The following is a 19,023-nucleotide window of genomic DNA, read 5'->3' as shown; positions in this document are numbered from 1 at the left end:
GGCCCGCCCCGGGAACGGCAACCCGCGGCGACGTCGGCAACCCGCCCCCAGGTCGGCAGCCCGCGCCGAGGTCGGCAGCCCGCCGGACCTGTTCCGGTGCGGACTGCCGACCTCGCCGACGCGATGCCCGGTCCGCGGGACGGGCTACTTGGTGTTGGGCTTGGGGTCGGCGCCGTCGTTGGCGGTCTCGGCCTGGACGGCGGCCTCCTCAGCGGCTCGGACGGCCCGGTCCTGGGCCTCGGTGAGCTCGTCGACCACGAGCAGGTCGTCGCGGACCTTGCCGGTGCGGTAGCCCGCGCGACCGACCAGGTGGGCGGCGACCGGCGCGGTGAGCATCTGGAACAGGGCGACCAGGACCAGAGCCCACACCGCCGAGCCGTCCCGCAACCGCAACGACAGACCGACGAGGACCAGCACCAGGCCGAGCACCTGCGGCTTGGTGCCCGCGTGCATCCGGGACAGCAGGTCCGGGAACCGCAGCACACCGACCCCGGCGGCGAAGGCCAGCGCCGCACCGCCGAGCAGGCAGACCGCGGAGGCGACGTCCGCGATGGCGTCCCAGTTCATCAGTGCCCCTCCCCGGTGTCCTTGGCGGTGTGTTCGGCGTCCTTGGCGCGCCGGGCCCGACGCTCGGACTCGGCCTCCTCCTCGGCCTTGATCCGCTCGGCCTCCTCGGCGGCGATCTCCTCCCGGGTCCGGACCCGTCCCTCGCCCTCCGGCTCCACGGAGGCGAACCGGGAGATGGTGACCGAGCCGATGAACCCGACCAGGGAGAGCACCACCAGGATCGGCACCACGTCGGAACGACGGTCGACGGCGGCGTAGAGCGCGACCGCGGCGACCAGGACGCTCACCACGATGTCCAGCGCGATGGTCCGGTCCAGCATGGACGGGCCCTTCTCCGCGCGGATCAGGGCCATCGCGCCGGCCGCGGCCAGCAGCACGCCGGTGATGATCGCGACGACGGTCATGCGGCCACCTCCTCACGGCGACGACGGTGCGGCTCCAGTCCGGCCTCGCGCAGCTCGGCGTCGGAGGCGAGGGCGCGCAGCACCCGTTCCTCCTGGTCCAGGACGACCGTGCGGGCCGCCTCGATCCCCCCGACCTGCTCGACGTCCAGCACGTGCAGGAACAGCTTGCCGGTCAGCCGGTGCGCCTCGACCACCAGGGAGCCGGGCACCAGGGAGCACAGCTCGGCGGTGATGGTCAGGTACAGGTCGGAGTGCGACCGCAGCTGGACGCCGATCACCGCGCCGTGCGGGGTGTGCCGGGGGCGCAGGGCCACCCAGGACACCTCGATCGACGCCTTGAACAGGTCGTAGACGAACCGGGTCACCAGCACGACCACGCCCCAGGGGTGCACCCGGCCGTGGAAGTCGACCGGGGTCATCCGCAGCAGACCGGTGACAGCCACCGCGACGATCAGTCCGGCGATCACGTTGCCCCAGCTCAGGGAGCCCCAGAGCAGCACCCAGACCACCATCAGCCAGAGAACGGTCGGCCATTGGCGCAGCAGGCTCGGCTTCGGCTTGTGGCTCATGGCGTCACCTCCGGGGACGAGGACACGGACGCTCCGGTCGCGGGCTCGACGCTCGGGGCGCCGGTCGGCGCGCTGGTCGGGTCGGTCAGCAGTTCGGTGTCCGAGCCCTCGGCCTGCCGCGCGACCTCGGCGGAGTCGCCCTCGCCGCGCTGCCCGTCGGGCAGGACCGCCTCGACGTACTCCCGGCCGGTCAGCGCGTCGGCGGCCCGGTCGGCGTAGCCGTACAGCGGCCCGGCGAACACCGTCAGCGCCAGGCCGAAGACCACCAGCGCGCCGGCCGACCCGACCATGCCCCGGGGCAGGGTGGTGTCCGGCAGCGGCGCGGGCGGGGTCTGCCAGAACGCCTTGTTCCAGGCCTTGATCAACGCGTACAGCGTCAGGAGCGAGGTGAGCACACCCCCGACCACCAGGGTGATCGCCAGCGAGGTGCCGAGCTGGGTGCCGGCCTGCATCAGACCGACCTTGCCCAGGAACCCGGACAGCGGCGGGATCCCGGCCAGGTTCATGGCGGGGATGAAGAACAGCACGGCCAGCAACGGCGCGGCCTTGGCCAGACCGCCGAGCTCGTCCAGCGACGTGCTGCCGCCGCGACGTTCGATCAGGCCGGTGACCAGGAACAGCGTGGTCTGCACCGTGATGTGGTGCGCGACGTAGTAGATCGCCGCGGACCAGCCGGTCTGGGTGCCGAGCGCGATGCCGAAGATCATGTAGCCGATGTGGCTGACCAGCGTGAACGACAGCATGCGCTTGATGTCGTCCTGCGCCACCGCGCCCAGGATGCCGACCACCATGGTCGCCAGCGCCGCCCACATCAGGACGGTGTTCAGCCGGCCGTCCGGGAAGAGCAGGGTCTGGGTGCGGATGATCGCGTAGACGCCGACCTTCGTCAGCAGTCCGGCGAACACCGCGGTGACCGGTGCTGGGGCGGTCGGGTAGGAGTCCGGGAGCCAGGCGGACAGCGGGAAGATCGCCGCCTTGATCCCGAAGGCCAGCAGCAGCAGGATCTGCAGCAGCAGCCGCACCCCGGAGTCGATCTCCGGCAGGCGCTCGGCCAGCTGGGCCAGGTTCACCGTGCCGGTCGCGGCGTAGATCATCGCGATCGCGATCAGGAACAGCACGGAGGACAGCAGCGCGACGACCACGTACACGCTGCCGGCCCGGATCCGCTCGCCGGTGCCGCCCATGGTCAGCAGCACGTAGGACGCGAACAGCAGGATCTCGAAGCCGACGTAGATGTTGAACAGGTCGCCGGACAGGAACGCGTTGGCCACGCCCGCGGTCAGGATCAGGTACGTCGGGTGGTAGATCGACACCGGGGCGGCCTCGTCCCCGTCGGCCTCACCCTGGGCCAGCGAGTACAGCTGGACGCAGAGCGTCACCGCGGCGGAGACGGTCAGCATCAGCGCGCTCAGCCGGTCGGCGACCAGGTCGATGCCCACCGGGGCCGCCCAGTTGCCGATGTCGACCACCACGGGCCCGGAGTCCGCGGCGACCAGCAGCACCGCCGCGACCACCAGCACCACGCTGAGCGCCACCACGGAGATGATCCGCTGGAGCCGGGGACGTCGGTACAGCGCCAGCGCCAGTCCGGCGCCGAACAGCGGGACGACGACCGGCAGCGGGACCAGCCAGGAGAACTCGCTCACGCGCGGTCCTCCTCGTCGGTCGGGTGCAGGGGGTCGGGCGTCGACGGCAGGGCGTCCTCCCCGTCATCGGTCTCGTCGCGGGTCTCGGCCGCCTGTTCGTCCAGGGTGTCGATCGTGTCCTCGGTGTCCGCGTCGTCGGTGGCGCGCTGGTCGCGGGCGGCCAGCCGGGCGATACGACGGTCCTCGATGTCGTCCTGGACCTCGTCGTGGCGGTGCAGCTGCCAGGACCGGTAGGCCATCGCCAGGACGAACGCCGTGGTGGCGAGGGTGATGACGATCGCGGTCAGCACCATGGCCTGGGGCAGCGGGTCGGCCTGCTGGTCGACCGGGGCGTCCCCGACGATCGGCGGCCGTCCGGCCCGGCCCCCGGCGATCAGGAACAGCAGGTTCGCGGCGTTGCCGAGCAGGATCACGCCGATCAGCACCCGGGTGAGCGAGCGCTCCAGCAGCAGGTAGACCCCCGCGGTGACCAGGACGACGATGACGCCGATCAGCACCAGGTTCGGGCTCATGTCGATCATGCGTCACCCCTCTCCCCGATCGAGCCGGGATCGTCCGGTCCGTGCGGTCGTCCGGCACCACGCCGGGCGGCGGCCCGGATCGCGGTGAACGGGTCGGAGATCGGCTCCCCGGGCTCGGCGTCGCCGCCCACCGGCAGGTCGTAGCCCTGGCCGGCGGCCTCCGCCTGGCGGTCGAGCTCGGCGCCGAGGCTGCGCAGGATGTCCAGCACCAGCCCGACCACGACCAGGTACACCCCGATGTCGAAGAACAGCGAGGTCACCAGGTGGATGTCGCCGATCAGCGGCAGATGCAGGTCGATGATCCAGGACTGCAGCACCGATCCGCCGGCCAGCAGCGCGACCAGGCCGACACCCGCGGACAGGAACAGGCCCGAGCCGAGCAGCAGACCCGGCTGCACCGGGGCGGCCTCACCGAGCTCGTAACGGCCGCCCGCCAGGTAGCGCACGATCAGCGCGATCCCGGTGACCAGACCCGCGGCGAATCCGCCACCGGGGTTGTTGTGCCCGGAGAACAGCAGGAACAGCGAGTACACGATCATGGTGTGGAACAGCAGCCGGACCACGACCTCGAACACCACCGAGCGACGCTGGGGTGCCAGGGTCCGCGCCGAGCGCAGCCACTCGCGCGGCTGGTAGGCGGCGCGGCGGCTGTCCGAGATCGGCAACTTGCGCACCGCGCTCTGCGGGTCGGTCGATCCGGAGCCGGTCCAGACCTGACGACCCTCCGGCGCCTCGCCCGCCCGGTAGATCGCCCCGGCCCGGCGACGGAGGAAGACCAGCGACGCGACACCGGTGGCCGCGACCAACAGCACCGAGATCTCGCCCATGGTGTCCCAGGCGCGGATGTCCACCAGGGTCACGTTGACGATGTTCTTGCCGCCGCCGAACTCGTAGGCCTCCGCGGCGAAGTCGACCGACACCGGGGTGTGCACCCGGACGCCCGGCACCACCAGCGCGAGACCGCCGACGGTCAGCCCCGCGGCCAGGCCGATCGCCAGCCGCACCCAGCGCGAGCTGGTCCGCGGCCGGTCGGAGAAGTACGGCGGGAGCCGGCGCATCACCAGCACGAAGACCACCAGGGTCAGCGTCTCGGTGAGCACCTGGGTCAGCGCCAGGTCCGGCGCGCCCTGCAGCAGGAACAGCGCGGCGACGCCGTAGCCCGCGACCCCGAGCAGGATCACGGCCTTGAGGCGGCGGCGGGCCCGGGCGACCAGGATCGCGGCCACCGCGATGAACAGGCCGAACACCAGCTGCGCGGGCTCGTCCCAGCGCACGGTGTCCGTCGGCAGCGAGGTCAGCTTCAGCATCGGGATGCCGACGCCGAGCACGAAGACCACCAGGATCGAGCCGAGGTACAGCGGCAGCGAGCCGCGCTGGGTCTGCGCGGTGACGTCGGCCGCGAGGTCGTCGAGCCGTCGCATCAGCCGGCGGTACATCCGGTCCGCCTCCGGCACCCGGGGCATCGCGGCCTGGAACTGCTCGACCGGGCCGCGCGCCCAGAACAGCAGCGCGCCGACCCCGAGCACCGCGACGGTGATCGCCAACGGCAGGGTGAGGCCGCCCCACAGGGTCAGGTGACCGGCGTCGCCGACCGGGTAGCTGTCCGCGTGCGGGGCCAGCAGCTCCTCGCCGAAGTGCGGCACCAGGGCCACGGCCACCCCGAGCACGGCCAGCAGCATGGCGGGCCAGACCAGCACCCGGGACGGCCGGCCGATCGGTGCGGGCTCCTCCAGCAGATCCTTGGGGTCCTCGACCTCGGGGGTGGGCAGGTGCGCCTCGGTGGCGGTGATCATCCGGATCTTCGCGGCGGACAGCACCGGCTTGGTCGCGAAGGCGCCCCACCAGAGCCGCAGACCGTAGGCGACCGTCAGCGCGGAGCCGACCGCGACGCCGATCAGGACGACCAGCCCCATCGGGTCGCCCTCGTGCGCCAGCGCCTCCAGCGCTGCCTCCTTCGCCACGTACCCGGCGAACGGCGGCAGCCCCATCATCGACGCGGTGGCCAGTCCCCCGGCGACCGCGGTCAGCGGCAGCGCGCGGCCGACCCCGGACAGCCGGCGCAGGTCACGGGTGCCGGTGGCGGCGTCGACCACGCCGACCACCAGGAACAGCGCCGCCTTGAACATCGCGTGCGCGCCCAGCATGGCCAGACCGGCGAGCGCGGTGGCCCGGGTGCCGTAGCCGACCAGCAGGACGATCAGGCCGAGCTGGCTCACGGTGCCGAAGGCCAGCACCAGCTTGAGGTCGTGCTGGCGCAGCGCGCGGTAGCCACCGAGCAGCAGCGTGCCCAGGCCGAGCACCACGACGAACCAGCGCCAGACGGTCAGCTCCGAGTACGCCGGGGCGAACCGGGCGACCAGGTAGACCCCGGCCTTCACCATCGCCGCGGCGTGCAGGTAGGCGCTGGTCGGGGTCGGCGCGGCCATCGCCGCGGGCAGCCAGAAGTGGGTCGGGATCAGCGCGGACTTGGTCGCGGCGCCGATCAGCAGGCAGACCACCCCGGCGGTGACCAGGGCGGAGTGCGGCGGGTCCGCGAGGGTCTCGGACAGGCTGTAGGTGCCCGCGGACTCCCCGATGAAGATGAGGCCGACCAGCATGGCGAGGCCGCCGGCGGTGGTGACGACGATCGCCTGCATGGCGGCCCGGCGGGAGGCCTTGCGCTCGTGGTAGTGGCCGATCAGCAGGTAGGAGAAGACCGTGGTCAGCTCCCAGAACACGAACAGCAGCAGGGTGTTGTCCGCGGTGACCAGGCCGAACATCGCCCCGGCGAAGGCGGTCAGCACCCCGCTGAACCGGCCGAGCCCGGAGGCGTTCTCCTTGAAGTAGGCCGAGCAGTACACCAGCACGACGGCACCGACGCCGCCGACCAGCAGGCTCATCAGCCAGCTGAGGGTGTCCATCCGGAAGCTCAGGTCGAGGCCGAGTGCCGGGATCCAGGCGACGGTCTGGGTCGGGCCGTGGCCGTCCAGCACCGCGCCGGTCATGCTGAGCGCCCACACCGTCACCGCGGCGGGGGCGAGCGCCAGCACCCAGAACGCCTTGCGGCCGATCCACGCCACGAGGGCAGGGGCGGCCAGGGCGGCGACGAGGTGCAGCGTGAGGAGTTGCAGCAAACGTCCGCTCCGTCCGGTCGTGGGCGGCTGAGGTCGATGGTCGCATCGCCGGATCGGCGGCGCCCTCGCAGACGTCAGCCACGAGCACAACACAGAACGACGACTTCAGTTGTCAGACAGTGGGTACGACGACGCACGGCAACGCAGGGCGTCGTCGTGGTCAAGGGATCTCCACCACTCTATCAAGTGGGTCCTTCGGTCCGACACGTGTGTTCGCCGAGGGTGTAACAGGTCCCGGCCCGGCCCGGTCGGACCGGGCTAGCCTCGTGCGGTGACCGTCCTGCGCCTCAGCTGCCTGACCCTGGTGCTCCTCAGCACCGTCGTGGGGGTGGCGGTCTTCCTCCGCGGCGCGGTGCGGCTGACCGGCGCGATCACCATGGGCCGGCCCGCTCCGGGACGCTCCGGACCGGTGCTCCGCCGAGTCGGGCTGGTGCTGCGCGAGATGCTCGGGCACGGGCGGTTCCAGCACACCCCGGTGGTCAAGATCGCGCACTGGACCGTGATGGTGTCCTTCCCGATCCTGTTCTTCACCCTGGTCACCGGCTACGGGCAGATCGTCGATCCGGCCTGGAGCCTGCCGCTGATCGGGCACCTGCCGCCCTGGGAGTGGCTGACCGAGGCGATCGCCTGGCTGTCGCTGGCCGGGATCCTGGCGCTGATCGGGCTGCGGATCCGGCTGAGCCGTCGTCCCGCGTCCCGGTTCACCGGGTCGAACACGGCGCAGGCGGCGGTCGTCGAGGGGACCGTGCTGGCCGTGGTGCTGGCGGTGCTGCTGCTGCGCGGGCTGGAGTACCGGCTGGGCGGTGGGTCGGCGTGGCACTTCCCGACCACCGCGTGGATCGGCGACCTGTTCGCGCCGGTCCCGACCGCCACCGTCGAGGCGCTGGTCGTGCTCTGCGCGACGGTGAAGATCCTGGTATCGATGAGCTGGTTCGTGATCGTCGGCAGCCGGCCGACCATGGGGATCGCCTGGCACCGGTTCCTCGCGGTGGTGAACGTCTACGCGCAGCGCTACGACGACGGTCGCCCGGCGCTGGGTCCGCTGGAGCCGATCCGGGTGGACGGCGCCGAGCTGGACGTCGCCGCCCTGGAGTCGCTGCCGGAGGACGCGCGGCTCGGGGCGCGCGCGGTCGAGGACCTGAGCTGGAAGCAGCTGCTGGACGTGGCCACCTGCACCGAGTGCGGTCGCTGCCAGGACCAGTGCCCGGCCTGGGCCACCGGCAAGCCGCTGTCCCCCAAGCGGGTGGTGATGGCGCTGCGCGACCAGGCCGCGGCGACCGCCCCGTACCTGACCGCCACCGGATCGGGTCATGTGGACGTCGACCTGGTGGCCTCCGGCGTGATCGACGCCGACGCGCTGTGGGCCTGCACCACCTGCGGCGCGTGCGTGCAGCAGTGCCCGGTGGACATCGAGCACGTGGACACCATCGTCGACATCCGGCGCTACCAGACCCTCATGGAGTCCGCCTTCCCCGCGGAGCTCGCCGGGACGTTCACCCAGCTGGAGCGACGTGGCAACCCGTGGGGCCTGCCCGCCCGGCAGCGGCTGAACTGGGCCAAGGGCCTGGACTTCGACGTGCCGGTGGTCGGGGCGGACGTGACGTCGGCGGCGGACGTCGACTACCTGTTCTGGGTCGGCTGCGCCGGTTCCTTCGAGGAGAAGGCGATGCGGACCACCCGGGCGGTGGCCGAGCTGCTGCACGCCGCGGGGGTCTCCTTCGCGGTGCTCGGCGACGGCGAGGGCTGCACCGGCGACCCGGCCCGGCGAGCGGGCAACGAGGTGCTGTTCCAGATGCTCGCCTCGGCCAATGTGGAGACGCTGAACCAGGCCGGCGCGACGGCGGTCGTGGTGACCTGCGCGCACTGCTTCAACACCCTGTCCCGGGAGTACCCGCAGCTGGGCGGGCACTACGACGTGGTGCACCACACCGAGCTGCTGAACCGGCTGGTCGCCGAGCAGCGCCTGATCCCGGTCGAGGGGGCGGACCTGGGCAACGTGACCTACCACGACCCGTGCTATCTGGGCCGGCACAACCAGGTCTACAGCCCGCCGCGCGAGCTGCTGGCCGCCGCCGGCGCACAGGTCACCGAGATGCCGCGCCACCGCGAGCGCTCGTTCTGCTGCGGTGCGGGTGGCGCACGGATGTGGATCGAGGAGTCGATCGGCACCCGGATCGGCACCGCCCGGGCACAGGAGGCGATCGACACCGGTGCCGAGGTGATCGCGACGGCCTGCCCGTTCTGCACCGTCATGCTGCACGACGGGGTCGCGGCGGCGGAGCTGGACCGGGAGTCGATCGGCGTGCCAGAGGTCGCGGACATCGCCGTGCTGCTGGCCGGGCGGGTACGCGGGGCCTGATCCACCCGTTCGGCCCCCGGCCAGGTCGCGCGGACCGACCCCATCTGTGGCATACAGTCACTGAGCGCCCGCTGTGCCGCGGGTGCCGTCCGCCGATCAGCCGCCCCGGAAGGTTCTCCCGTGCGCCCCCTGTCCCGTGCCGTGCCCGCCGTCCTCGCCCTCGCCCTGGTGCTCACCGGGTGCAGCGCCACCAGCAGCGGCAACAAGAAGGACGACCCCCGCGACCAGTCGACCACCGCCTCGCAGGACTCCACCGCCGAGGAAGATCCCGAGGACACCACCCTGGACACCGACTACGACGTGCAGGCGGTCGACTTCGGCGCCCCCGGTGCGGTCACCGGCCCCGGCACGACCCTGCCGTTCGGTACCCCGGCGTGGCTGAATCAGACCGAGACCTTCGGCGAGCAGGAGGTCAGTGGCGGTGTCGGCGTGGCCGTGCTGGAGATCCGCGAGCTGGACAAGTCGATCTACAACCAGTTCAGCAACGCCGAGGAGTTCGAGGCGTACACCCCCTACGCGGTGATCACCCAGCACCAGTGGCTGTACGACACCCCGGAGGGTTACGACCCGACCACCGTGGACCTGTTCCCGATCGCGGCGGACGGCACGGACACCCAGTACCTGACCAGCGGGTTCTCCTTCAACTCCCCCGGCGACAACTGCGGCCTGCTGCTGCCGGAGTACGACGAGGAGACCCGGACCTCGGTCAGCTGCTTCGTCGCGCTGGCCGAGGCCCAGCCGGTGACCGCGGCCGAGTACAACGGCGAGTCCTACTCGTCGTTCATCGCGTCCTCGGACAACCCCTACTTCCCCGCCCCGATCACCTGGCAGTGAGCTGTGGCGCCCGCTGACCGGGCGCCACAGGGAACCGATCGAGCCTGCCGGGAAGACCTCCCGGCAGGCTCGATCGGTTCGTGTCCGTTCTCGCCTCAGTGCGACCGACGGCGAGCCCGGACGGCGAGCGACCCCGACGCGATCAGGACACCGGCCACCGCACCCAGGGCGAGCCCGGAGCCGGTGACGGCGAGGGTTCGGTGGGAGGGGACGTCCACCTGCGGCGGTGCGGCCACCGCGGCGGCAGGCGAACCACCGGCACCGGCCGGGTCCGGGTTCGGGTTCGGGGCAGGCTCCGGGTCCGGGGCAGGCACCGCAGCCACGGCCGACTGCCGCACCACGCCGTCGAAGGGGGAGATCTGGACGGGAAGTTCCTGGCCCTCCTCGTCATCGGACCAGAGATCGTACGACCATGCGATCGTCGCCTCGCCGGGCTCGACGAAGGTCCAGCCCTCCGGCGACGGCTCCGCCGGCCCGTCGACCACCCGGAGCCCGGCCAGCACCCCGGGCCGGGGTGACGCAGCGAACGCCGTCGGCTCGCCCACGGTGGTCTGCGGCAGTTCCACGCTCTGGGCCATCGCGGACACGTAGCGCTCCTGCGGCCCGGACAGTGCCGAGAGGTCGGTGAGGTGGTTGCCGTTCAGGTCGAGGCTCAGGCCGAACTCCGGGTCCGGCAGGTGCGGGGCCAGCGCGGTCAGGTCCGCCGTGGTCAGGCCCGTCCCGTCGAGGTAGAGCTGACCCAGGTCCGGCATCTGCGACAGCACGGTGAAATCGCGGACCCGGTTGTTCGCCGAGCGGGCCGAGGCCGCGACCTCCCGGGGATCGGGGTCCATGCCGAACTGATCGCTGTAGATCGGCCACTGCCAGTCGCGGTTGCCCAGATCCAGCCTCCTGAGGCTGGTCAGGCCGGTCAGCGAGCTGATGTCGCTGATGCCGTTCTCCGCGGCGTACACCCGCTGCAGCGCGCTCATCCCGGCCAGCGGACTCAGGTCGCTGACCGCGTTGTAGTCCATGTACAGGTACTCCAGGGCGGTGCCCCGGAGGGGGGACACATCGGAGACGTAGTTGTCATTGATGTTGAGATCGCTCAGGAGCGGGACATCCGCCATCGGAGTCAGGTCGGTGACGAGATTCGACGCCACCACCACGGAGCGCAGCACCGGAGCACCGGCGAGCGGGCCCAGGTCGCCGATCTGGTTGTTGCTGGCTGCCAGGGACTCCAGCCTCGGCAGACTCTGCAGAGGGGTCAGGTCCGAGACGCGGGGCGAATCGTCCAGGGCATAAGGCGCCGCGATCTCCAGTCGGGCGAGCGAGTCCGCGTGCTCGAGTCCGCTGAGGTCGGTCACCCCCCTGTCGTTGCAGCGGACCACCTGGACGGTGGCCACGTCCTCCGCGGTGAGACCGCCCGGGGACGGGGTCAGGCCCTGACCCGCCAACGCCTCCTCGATGCAGGCGCGGAGCGCGGGGTCCGGGACGAGGTCGTCGGCGGCGACGGCGGGTACCGCCCACAGGGCGCCACTGAGCAGAACACCGGCGCCGAGGAGGGCACCGGTACGGAGGGTTCGGGACACGGGGTCTCACCTTCGGATCGGCTGGGGAGGGTCAGGGCCTCCGGACGCTACGGACGCTAGGGGGACACTCACGCGCAGCTCCGCGCTCCTCCGTGCGACCTACCTAACGGCTACGTGCTTCCACCGACGAGTGGCCGCCACCGCGGCCGCGGAACCGATCCGGGTCAGTCCGTGAGGTTCTCGGAGAGGATGTCGAGGACGTGGGCGTGGGCGGCCGTGGAGTGCGGGCCGCGGCGGGCGGCGACGATGCCGACCAGGGACTCGACGAGCACCGCGAGCGCCGTGCGTGAGGTCCGTTCGAGCTCGCGGCGGAAGGTGGTCGCCGCGGGGGCGATCACCAGTTCGGTGTCCGCCAGCTCGCCGAGCGGGGAATCGCGGAACGACGTCACCGCGATCACCGTCGCACCGCCGGACCGGGCGGCACGGGCCACCCGCAGGCTCGCCTCGTTGGCACCGGAGCCGGAGATGACCACGCAGGCGTCGTCCGGGCCCAGGCCCCGCGCGGCGATCTGCTGCCCGATCGAGTCGGCGACGAAGTCCGCGGTCCGGCCGACCGCGGTCAGCCGCATCGCCATGTCGGTGGCCAGCGGCGCGGACAGCCCGTTCGCCAGCACCAGCAGCCGCGCGGCCCGGGCGAGGGTGTCCACCGCGCGCTCGACGGTGTCCTCGGCCAGCACCGCGGTGATCTGCGGCAGGGCGGCGGCCAGCGCGGCGATGTCCGCCCGGATCTGACCCAGCGCGGACGAGCCGTAGTCGACCTGCGCCTCCCGGTGCGCGAGCTCGGCGGCCAGTGCCACCCGCAGCTGCGGGTACCCCTTGTAGCCGATCGACTGGCAGGCCCGGACCACCGAGGCGCGGCCGACCCCGATCAGATCCGCCACCTGCTGAGCGGTGGCCTCGACCACCCGCTCCGGCTCGGCCAGCACCAGCTCCAGCACCCGGCGTTCGGTGGGCTGCAGGCTGGGCAGGGCGGTGGCGATCCGTACCGTGGGCGGGGCTGCGAGCTCAGGACTCGACGGCACGGACACGCGCTCCTTCCATGATCCGGCGGCGCAGCGCCCCGGAGACGGCGTCGATCGCGACGGTCACGACCACCACCACGATCAGCAGCACGCCCACCACCGACCACTGCCGGTACTGGGTGTAGGAGGTGAGCATGTCACCGATGCCGCCGACCCCGATCAGGCCGAGCACCGCGGAGGACCGCACGTTGATCTCGAACCGGTAGAGCCAGAACGCCAGGAACTCCGGCAGCGCCTGCGGCCAGACGCCCCAGCGGAGCACCTCGACCCCGTTGCCCCCGGCGGCGCGCACCGCCTCGACCGGGCCGCGGTCGATGCCCTCGATCGACTCGTAGCCCCACTTGCCGAGGGTGCCGACACCGTTCACCGCGAGCGCGAGCGCCCCGGTCAGCGGGGTCAGCCCGGTCACCGACAGGATGATGATCGCGATGATGATCTCCGGCACCGCCCGGATCAGCCCGAACAGGAACCGCAGCGCCCCGCGCACCGGCGCCGGCGCGTGACCACGGGCGGACCACAGGCTCAGCGGGGTGGCGATCAGCACGCCGAGCACCGTGCCCAGCCAGGCCATCGCCACCGACCGCCAGGTCTGCCAGAGCGCCTCCGGCAGCGCGGACCAGTCCGGCGCGGAGAACATCAGCCAGAGGTAGCGGACCACCTCGGACGGCAGGTCGGCGAGCCGCCCCCAGCTGATCTCCACCGACCAGAACGCCAGCACGACGACCGCGGTGACCGCGACGACCAGCAGGCGCCGCACCAGCCGGGACGGGCGGGCCGGGAGGGACACGTCGTCCGCGACCCGGGACGACGGGGAGGTCAGCACGCTCACACCAGCCTCCGGCGGACGGCGCTGCTGACCAGGTCGATGACCAGGACCACCACGAGGATCTCCAGGATGATGAGGGACAGCTGGTCGTACCGGTAGAACGAGCGGACCGCGTCGATCAGCAGGCCCATCCCGCCCGCGCCGACCAGGCCGAGCACCGACGACGCCCGGACGTTCAGCTCCAGCACGTAGAGCAGCTGGTTGAGGAAGCCGGGCGTCATCTCCGGCCACGCCACCGTGCGGTTCACCTGGAGCTGGCTGCCGCCGGCGGCCCGGCCGGCCTCCAACGCACCGGTGTCCATCGCCTCCAGCTGCTCGGAGACCAGCTTCACCACGATCCCGACGTCGAACAGCACCAGCGCCAGGATGCCCGGCAGGGCGCCGACGCCGACCATCGCCACCAGCACGGCGGCGTAGAGCAGGTCGGGCACGGCGCGGACCACGTTCAGCACGCCGCGCACGACCCGGCGGCCGACTGGGCCGGGGTTGGTGGTCCGGGCCGCCCACAGGCTGAGCGGCACCGACACCAGACCGGCGACCGCGGTCGCGATCACCGCCATCTGCAGGGTCTCCAGCAGCGGGCCGACCGTGCGCGGGAAGAACGACCAGTCCGGCCGGAGCAGCTTGACGATCTTGTCCGCACCGTTCTGCCAGTTGCGGGCCAGCGCGCCCAGGTCGACCTCGACGCCGATCCCCGGCAGCAGGGTGACCACCGTGACGGCCAGCACCACCACGGCGGCCAGCGCGCCCTTCCACCGGGCGGCGGGCCGCGGCGGCAGTACGACGCCGCTCATGAGCCCAGCACGTCGTCGGGCCGGATCGACCGGCCGTAGATGTCCTCGAACACCGCGTCCGTGGCGCCCGCGGCCGGCCCGTCGTACACCACGGTGCCGGCGCGCAGCCCGATCAGCCGGGAGCCGTACTCCCGGGCCAGGTCGAGCAGGTGCAGATTCACCACCACGGTGATGCCCAGCTCACGATTGATCCGGCGCAGGTCCGCCATCACCCCGTGCGCGGTCGGCGGGTCCAGGCTGGCCACCGGCTCGTCCGCGAGCACGGCGCGGGGCTGCTGGGCCAGTGCCCGGGCGATCGCCACCCGCTGCTGCTGACCGCCGGACAGGTGCCCCGCACGGTGCCAGGCGCGGTCCAGCATGCCGACCCGGTCCAGCGCGTCCGCGGCGATCGCCTTGTCCTCGGCGGTGTGGAGCCCGAGCAGGGTGCGCCAGGTCGGGGTGTGCGCGACCCGGCCGACCAGCACGTTGGACAGCACCGACGCACGCCCGGCCAGGTTGAAGGACTGGAAGATCATCCCGATGTCCCCGCGCAACGCGCGCAGGCCCCGGCCGCGGGCGGCGGTCAGGTCGTGCCCGCCCACCTCGACGGTGCCGGAGGTCACCGGCACCAGACCGTTCAGTGTGCGGATCATCGTGGACTTGCCGGAGCCGGACAGCCCGACGACCGCGACCATCTCACCGGCGCCGATCTCCAGGCTGACCGTGTCCAGGCCCACCACGCCGTTCGGGTAGCGGACCGTCACCTCGTGCAGTCGCAACGGCCACGGGGCGGGCGCCGCAGCACCCGCCCCGGGGACCGCCGCGGCGGTCGTCGACGTCACTGCAGGCCGAGCTTCTCGGCCGCGCGGGCGACCACGTCCAGGCTGTCCGGGTCGGCCGGGGCGAGCTTGGTGATGGAGTAGATCGACTCCAGGACCGCGGAGCCCTCCTCGGACTCGGAGTAGGACTGCAGGGCCTCGGTGATCCGGTCCTGCAGTTCCGGCGACAGGTCGTCGGTCAGGGCGACCCCGTCGTTCGGGATCTCCTCGGTCAGGGCGAAGACCACGACCTTCTGCCCGACGTCCGGCGTGTCGGAGGCGACGATGGTGCGGGCGTCCCAGAACGAGAAGCCGACCTCGGCGTCACCGTTGTAGACCGCGAGCACCGAGGCGTCGTTGGCGGTCACCGGGACCTGCTGGATGTCGGTGTCGGTGTCGAGACCCGCCTCCTGCAGCGCCAGGATCGGGTAGATGTACCCGGCCGGGGACGCCGGACCGAGCACCGCGACCTTGGCGCCCTCGACCTGGGCGATCGAGTCCAGACCGGCCGGGCCGGCCATCGCGTCGGCGCCGTTGCAGAACAGCATCCCGTCGCGCTCGACCGGCTCGTCGTCGCAGTACTTGTCCGGGTTGTTGGTCATGAACTGCGCCGGGTAGGAGATGTTCCCGTTGCGCTCGGTCTGCAGCACGACGGAGGCGTCGTACATGTCGTGGGCCTGCCACAGCTGCAGCGACGGCAGGAAGCCGATCTGGGCCTGCCCGGCGCCCATCGCCTCGACGGCCGCCTGGTAGTCCTTGGAGACCACCCCGTCGACCTCGATGCCGAGCTCCTCGGTGAGGAAGTCGGTCAGCGGCTTCGCGGTGTCGACCAGGCCGTCCTGGTCCTGCGACGGCACCAGGGCCAGGGTCAGGCTGGTCGGGTCCTCGGAGCCGGCGTCCTCCGACGAGGAGGCGTCCGCGGAGCCGGAACAGGCGGACAGGGCGAGGGCGGCGGTCGCGAACAGGGCAGCAGCCGACAGGGCGTGCGTCTTCTTCATGGTGTCCTTCATTCGGCGATCAGGGTGAGGGGGGAGGACTGCACCCAGCTGCGCAGCTGCGGGTACAGGGACGGCATGTCCGGTCCGACGTGCGTGGGCCGGGCCTCCGGTGGCGGGCACCGGGAGATGAGCGCGGTGGTGTGACCGCGGGCGGCGACGGGGGCCAGGTCGTTGGCCCACACGTCGCCGACGGAGAGCACCCGGACCGGTCCGGCCGGGGCGACCCGCAGCGAGTCGAGCAGCGCGCCCATGCCACCGGGCTTGGCGGCCTCGGGGGCGATCCGGTCGATCAGGCCGCCCAGCCCGATGATCCGCAGCGCCTCGCGCAGGCGGATGTCGGGGGCGTTGGTCGCCAGCACGATCGTCGCGTCGGTGCGCAGCTCGGCCAGCAGGTCCGCCAGTCCGGGCGGCGCGCTGATCGGGGCCTGGTCGGTGGCCAGCGCGTGCCGGGAGGCGAGGTACGCGGCGGACAGCGCATGCGGCCCGACGCCCTGCTGCTCGGCGAGCATCCGCACCAGGTCGTACCCGTCCAGCGGGAGCAGGCCGTCGTCCTCCCCGCCGTCCAGCACCGCGTCGAGTCGGTACAGCACGGACCGCTGGTCGGCGGCCGGCAGCAGGGCCACCGCCGCACGGGCGTAGGCGCGCACCGGGCCGTGACCGACCGCGACGGTGCCGTCGAAGTCGAGCAGGAGCAGGGTGTCGGAGCGGGACACGGGTCACCAATCGTGGACGGGGCGATGGACGCACCGTCCACGCTAGGCACCACTCATGGACGGCACGTCCCGCGCAGGTAACGCCCCGGTGAACTTCGCGTTCACTCGGCTGCCCTACCGTGCGGGACGTGCTGACCGACCTGGATCGCGTGGCCCACGAGCTGTCCGAGGGCCTTCCCCTGACCGCCGACGCCCTCCCCTGGCTCACCGAGCAGATCCGGCAGGACGCCGCCGAGGGGACCTTCGCGCACTGGGGCCGGTCCACCCTGCTGGACGAGAACACCGGCACCCCGATGCTGGACGCCCCGCCGCTGCACGTGCTGCAGCGCTGGGCCGCGCTGCCCGAGGAGTTCCCCGCCACCAACGCGGGGCTGGCGCACGTGTACAGCTACCTGCTGTCCACCGCAGCCACGCCCTACGGCCCCAAGCGCGACCGGTGGCTCGGCGGGGAGCTCGCGACCGGGCTCGGGCTGCCCGCCGAGCACTTCCTGCCGTGGCACCGGCCGGACCGGCGGACGCTGGCGCAGCGGGTCACGGAGGCGGTGCTGCCGCTGCTGGACCAGCCGCCCGCCGACGCCGTCCTGGTCCAGGACGGGCCGGTCGGACTGCGCACGGTGGTGACCGCCGGGGGCGCGCTGGTCTACGGGTGGCCGGGTCGGGTGGTGACGGCGTTCCCGGTCGACGTCGCCGGGGTCGAGGGACTGCGGGGGCTGCCGGTGGCGGCCCGGTTCAACGTGGTGCTGGACGACTAGTCCCCGGTCGCCTTCCGCAGCGTCACGAACGACACCACGGCCGCGCCGACCGCCACCACGATCCCGACCAGCGCCGACCGCTGCATCCCCAGGTCGAACGCGGACCGCGCCGAGTCCAGCAGCTGCGACGCCGCCGCCGGGTCGAGCGACTCGGCCACCCGTACCGCACCGGCCAGCGTCTCCGCGGCCGCGTGCCCCTGGTCGGCGGTGACCGACGACGGGACGACGACCTGCGCCCGGTAGGTGGCGTTGAGCACCGATCCGAGCACCGCGACACCGAGGGTGGTGCCCAGCTCGTAGGCGGTCTCCGACACCGCGGAGGCCGCGCCGGCCTTCTCCGCCGGGACCGAGGCGACGATCTCGTCGTTGGTCAGGGTCTCCGCGAGCCCGACGCCGAGCGCCATCACCACGAACGCGACCGCGATGGTCCCGGCGGTCGGGTCGGTGCCGACCCTGCTGGCCAACAGGTAGCCGAGCGCGGCCAGCAGGAACGACCCGCCGATCAGGGTCGCGGGCCGGAGGTGCCGGACCAGCTTGACCGCCAGCAGGCCCGCCACCACGGAGGCGACCAGGCCGGGCAGCAGCACCAGCCCCGCGTCCATCGGGGACAGCCCCAGCACCAGCTGCAGGAACTGGGACACCACGACCAGCAGGCCGCTGAAGCCCAGCACGGACAGCAGGTTGGCGGACACCGCGCCACTGAAGGTGGCCCGCGTGAAGAGCATGACGTCGAGCATCGGCGAGGCCAGCCGGCGCTGGCGACGGACGAACAGCCACCCGGAGCCGAGACCGATCGCGACCCCGAGGACGGTGCTCGCGCTGACGCCGTGCTCGCCGACCTCGATGATCGCGTGCACCAGCGGCAGCATGGTCAGCAGGGACAGCAGGATGCTCGGCACGTCGACCGGCCCGGGATGCGGATCGCGGGACTCCGGCACCAGCCAGAGCGCGAGCGGGATCAGCACCAGCAGCAGCGGGGTGTTCAGCAGGAACACCGATCCCCACCAGAAGTGGGTCAGGAGGAAGCCGCCGACGATCGGCCCCAGCGCCCCGCCGGCCGCGAAGCCCGCCGCCCAGATCGCGATCGCCAGCCGGCGCTGCGCCCGGTCGGTGAACACGTTCCGCAGCAGGGACAGCGTGGACGGCATCAGGGTCGCCCCGAACACGCCGAGCAGCGCCCGGGCCGCGATCAGCAGGGCGGGGGTGGGCGCCCAGGCGGCCAGCAGCGACACCAGCGCGAAGCCGGTCGCCCCGATCAGGAGCAGGCGCCGACGCCCGACCCGGTCCCCGAGCGCACCCATCGGCACCAGCAGACCGGCCAGCATCAGCGGGTAGGCGTCCACGATCCACAGCAGCTGCCCACCGGTGGCGCCCAGCGCGGTGGTGATCGCGGGCAGCGCGAAGCTCAGGACAGTGTTGTCCACCGAGATCAGCAGCACGGGCAACATCAGGACGGCGAGCGCCGCCCACTGGCGGGTCGCCTTCACGGGAACGAGAAGCGTGGACACAGCACGAGGCCTTTCAACCGTCGTCGGGG

General features: G+C 72.4%; 17 protein-coding genes. 3 read left to right on the top strand and 14 right to left on the bottom strand.

The window, feature by feature from the left end; all coding sequences use genetic code 11:
• Positions 1–144: 144 nt before the first annotated feature.
• Genes mnhG through OGL89_RS08935 form a run of 6 tightly spaced genes read right to left on the bottom strand, consistent with a single transcriptional unit; the run spans position 145 to position 6,820 of the window.
• Positions 145–567: a monovalent cation/H(+) antiporter subunit G gene (mnhG, locus tag OGL89_RS08960; RefSeq protein WP_263119635.1), complete on the bottom strand. Its 423-nt coding sequence runs from the start codon at positions 565–567 to the stop codon at positions 145–147.
• Entirely contained in the window at positions 567–971 is a 405-nt protein-coding gene (locus OGL89_RS08955) for a monovalent cation/H+ antiporter complex subunit F (RefSeq protein WP_263119633.1), read from the bottom strand. The genes mnhG and OGL89_RS08955 overlap by 1 nt, the downstream gene beginning before the upstream one ends.
• A complete protein-coding gene (locus OGL89_RS08950; RefSeq protein WP_263119632.1) occupies positions 968–1,540 on the bottom strand; it encodes a Na+/H+ antiporter subunit E in 573 nt (190 codons plus the stop codon). Before OGL89_RS08950 ends, OGL89_RS08955 begins: the two co-directional genes overlap by 4 nt.
• Positions 1,537–3,186, bottom strand: coding sequence for a Na+/H+ antiporter subunit D (locus tag OGL89_RS08945; RefSeq protein WP_263119629.1), 1,650 nt, complete (start codon positions 3,184–3,186; stop codon positions 1,537–1,539). Before OGL89_RS08945 ends, OGL89_RS08950 begins: the two co-directional genes overlap by 4 nt.
• A complete protein-coding gene (locus OGL89_RS08940) occupies positions 3,183–3,707 on the bottom strand; it encodes a Na(+)/H(+) antiporter subunit C (RefSeq protein WP_263119627.1) in 525 nt (174 codons plus the stop codon). The genes OGL89_RS08945 and OGL89_RS08940 overlap by 4 nt, the downstream gene beginning before the upstream one ends.
• Positions 3,704–6,820 carry a Na+/H+ antiporter subunit A gene (locus OGL89_RS08935; RefSeq protein ID WP_263119624.1) on the bottom strand — a complete coding sequence of 1,039 codons (3,117 nt, stop codon included), beginning with the start codon at positions 6,818–6,820 and terminating at the stop codon, positions 3,704–3,706. The genes OGL89_RS08940 and OGL89_RS08935 overlap by 4 nt, the downstream gene beginning before the upstream one ends.
• Positions 6,821–7,091: 271 nt before the next feature.
• Between OGL89_RS08935 and OGL89_RS08930 the strand changes: the two genes are divergently transcribed.
• Entirely contained in the window at positions 7,092–9,179 is a 2,088-nt protein-coding gene (locus OGL89_RS08930; protein ID WP_263119623.1) for a (Fe-S)-binding protein, read from the top strand.
• Between the two features lie 120 nt (positions 9,180–9,299).
• A complete protein-coding gene (locus OGL89_RS08925; protein ID WP_263119622.1) occupies positions 9,300–10,013 on the top strand; it encodes a hypothetical protein in 714 nt (237 codons plus the stop codon).
• 95 nt (positions 10,014–10,108) lie between these two features.
• Here OGL89_RS08925 and OGL89_RS08920 read toward each other — a convergent pair whose 3' ends face one another.
• The 7 genes from OGL89_RS08920 to OGL89_RS08890 all read right to left on the bottom strand — a co-directional run bounded on the left by OGL89_RS08920 (position 10,109) and on the right by OGL89_RS08890 (position 16,734).
• Positions 10,109–11,584 carry a leucine-rich repeat domain-containing protein gene (locus OGL89_RS08920; protein ID WP_263119621.1) on the bottom strand — a complete coding sequence of 492 codons (1,476 nt, stop codon included), beginning with the start codon at positions 11,582–11,584 and terminating at the stop codon, positions 10,109–10,111.
• Positions 11,585–11,748: 164 nt separating this feature from the next.
• Positions 11,749–12,606 (bottom strand): MurR/RpiR family transcriptional regulator, encoded by an 858-nt coding sequence (locus OGL89_RS08915; RefSeq protein ID WP_263119620.1) that lies wholly within the window; start codon positions 12,604–12,606, stop codon positions 11,749–11,751.
• A complete protein-coding gene (phnE, locus tag OGL89_RS08910; RefSeq protein WP_263119663.1) occupies positions 12,590–13,393 on the bottom strand; it encodes a phosphonate ABC transporter, permease protein PhnE in 804 nt (267 codons plus the stop codon). Before phnE (OGL89_RS08910) ends, OGL89_RS08915 begins: the two co-directional genes overlap by 17 nt.
• A gap of 38 nt (positions 13,394–13,431) precedes the next feature.
• Positions 13,432–14,226: a phosphonate ABC transporter, permease protein PhnE gene (phnE, locus tag OGL89_RS08905; protein ID WP_263119619.1), complete on the bottom strand. Its 795-nt coding sequence runs from the start codon at positions 14,224–14,226 to the stop codon at positions 13,432–13,434.
• Positions 14,223–15,047: a phosphonate ABC transporter ATP-binding protein gene (gene phnC, locus OGL89_RS08900; RefSeq protein ID WP_263119618.1), complete on the bottom strand. Its 825-nt coding sequence runs from the start codon at positions 15,045–15,047 to the stop codon at positions 14,223–14,225. Before phnC ends, phnE (OGL89_RS08905) begins: the two co-directional genes overlap by 4 nt.
• Positions 15,044–16,021 carry a phosphate/phosphite/phosphonate ABC transporter substrate-binding protein gene (gene phnD / locus OGL89_RS08895; protein WP_263119617.1) on the bottom strand — a complete coding sequence of 326 codons (978 nt, stop codon included), beginning with the start codon at positions 16,019–16,021 and terminating at the stop codon, positions 15,044–15,046. Before phnD ends, phnC begins: the two co-directional genes overlap by 4 nt.
• Positions 16,022–16,029: 8 nt before the next feature.
• Positions 16,030–16,734: a hydrolase gene (locus OGL89_RS08890; RefSeq protein WP_263119616.1), complete on the bottom strand. Its 705-nt coding sequence runs from the start codon at positions 16,732–16,734 to the stop codon at positions 16,030–16,032.
• Positions 16,735–16,862: 128 nt separating this feature from the next.
• Here OGL89_RS08890 and OGL89_RS08885 point away from each other — a divergent pair, with 128 nt between their 5' ends.
• A complete protein-coding gene (locus OGL89_RS08885) occupies positions 16,863–17,486 on the top strand; it encodes an amino acid deaminase (protein WP_263119615.1) in 624 nt (207 codons plus the stop codon).
• On the opposite strand, the gene OGL89_RS08880 is transcribed toward OGL89_RS08885, so the two are convergent.
• Entirely contained in the window at positions 17,483–18,934 is a 1,452-nt protein-coding gene (locus tag OGL89_RS08880) for an MFS transporter (protein ID WP_263119662.1), read from the bottom strand. The two genes, OGL89_RS08885 and OGL89_RS08880, sit on opposite strands and share 4 nt — an antisense overlap.
• Positions 18,935–19,023 lie beyond the last annotated feature (89 nt).

The organism is Cellulomonas sp. RIT-PI-Y, from assembly GCF_025642745.1.
GTDB lineage: Bacteria > Actinomycetota > Actinomycetes > Actinomycetales > Cellulomonadaceae > Cellulomonas.
This window is presented reverse-complemented; position numbering and strand designations above follow the sequence as displayed.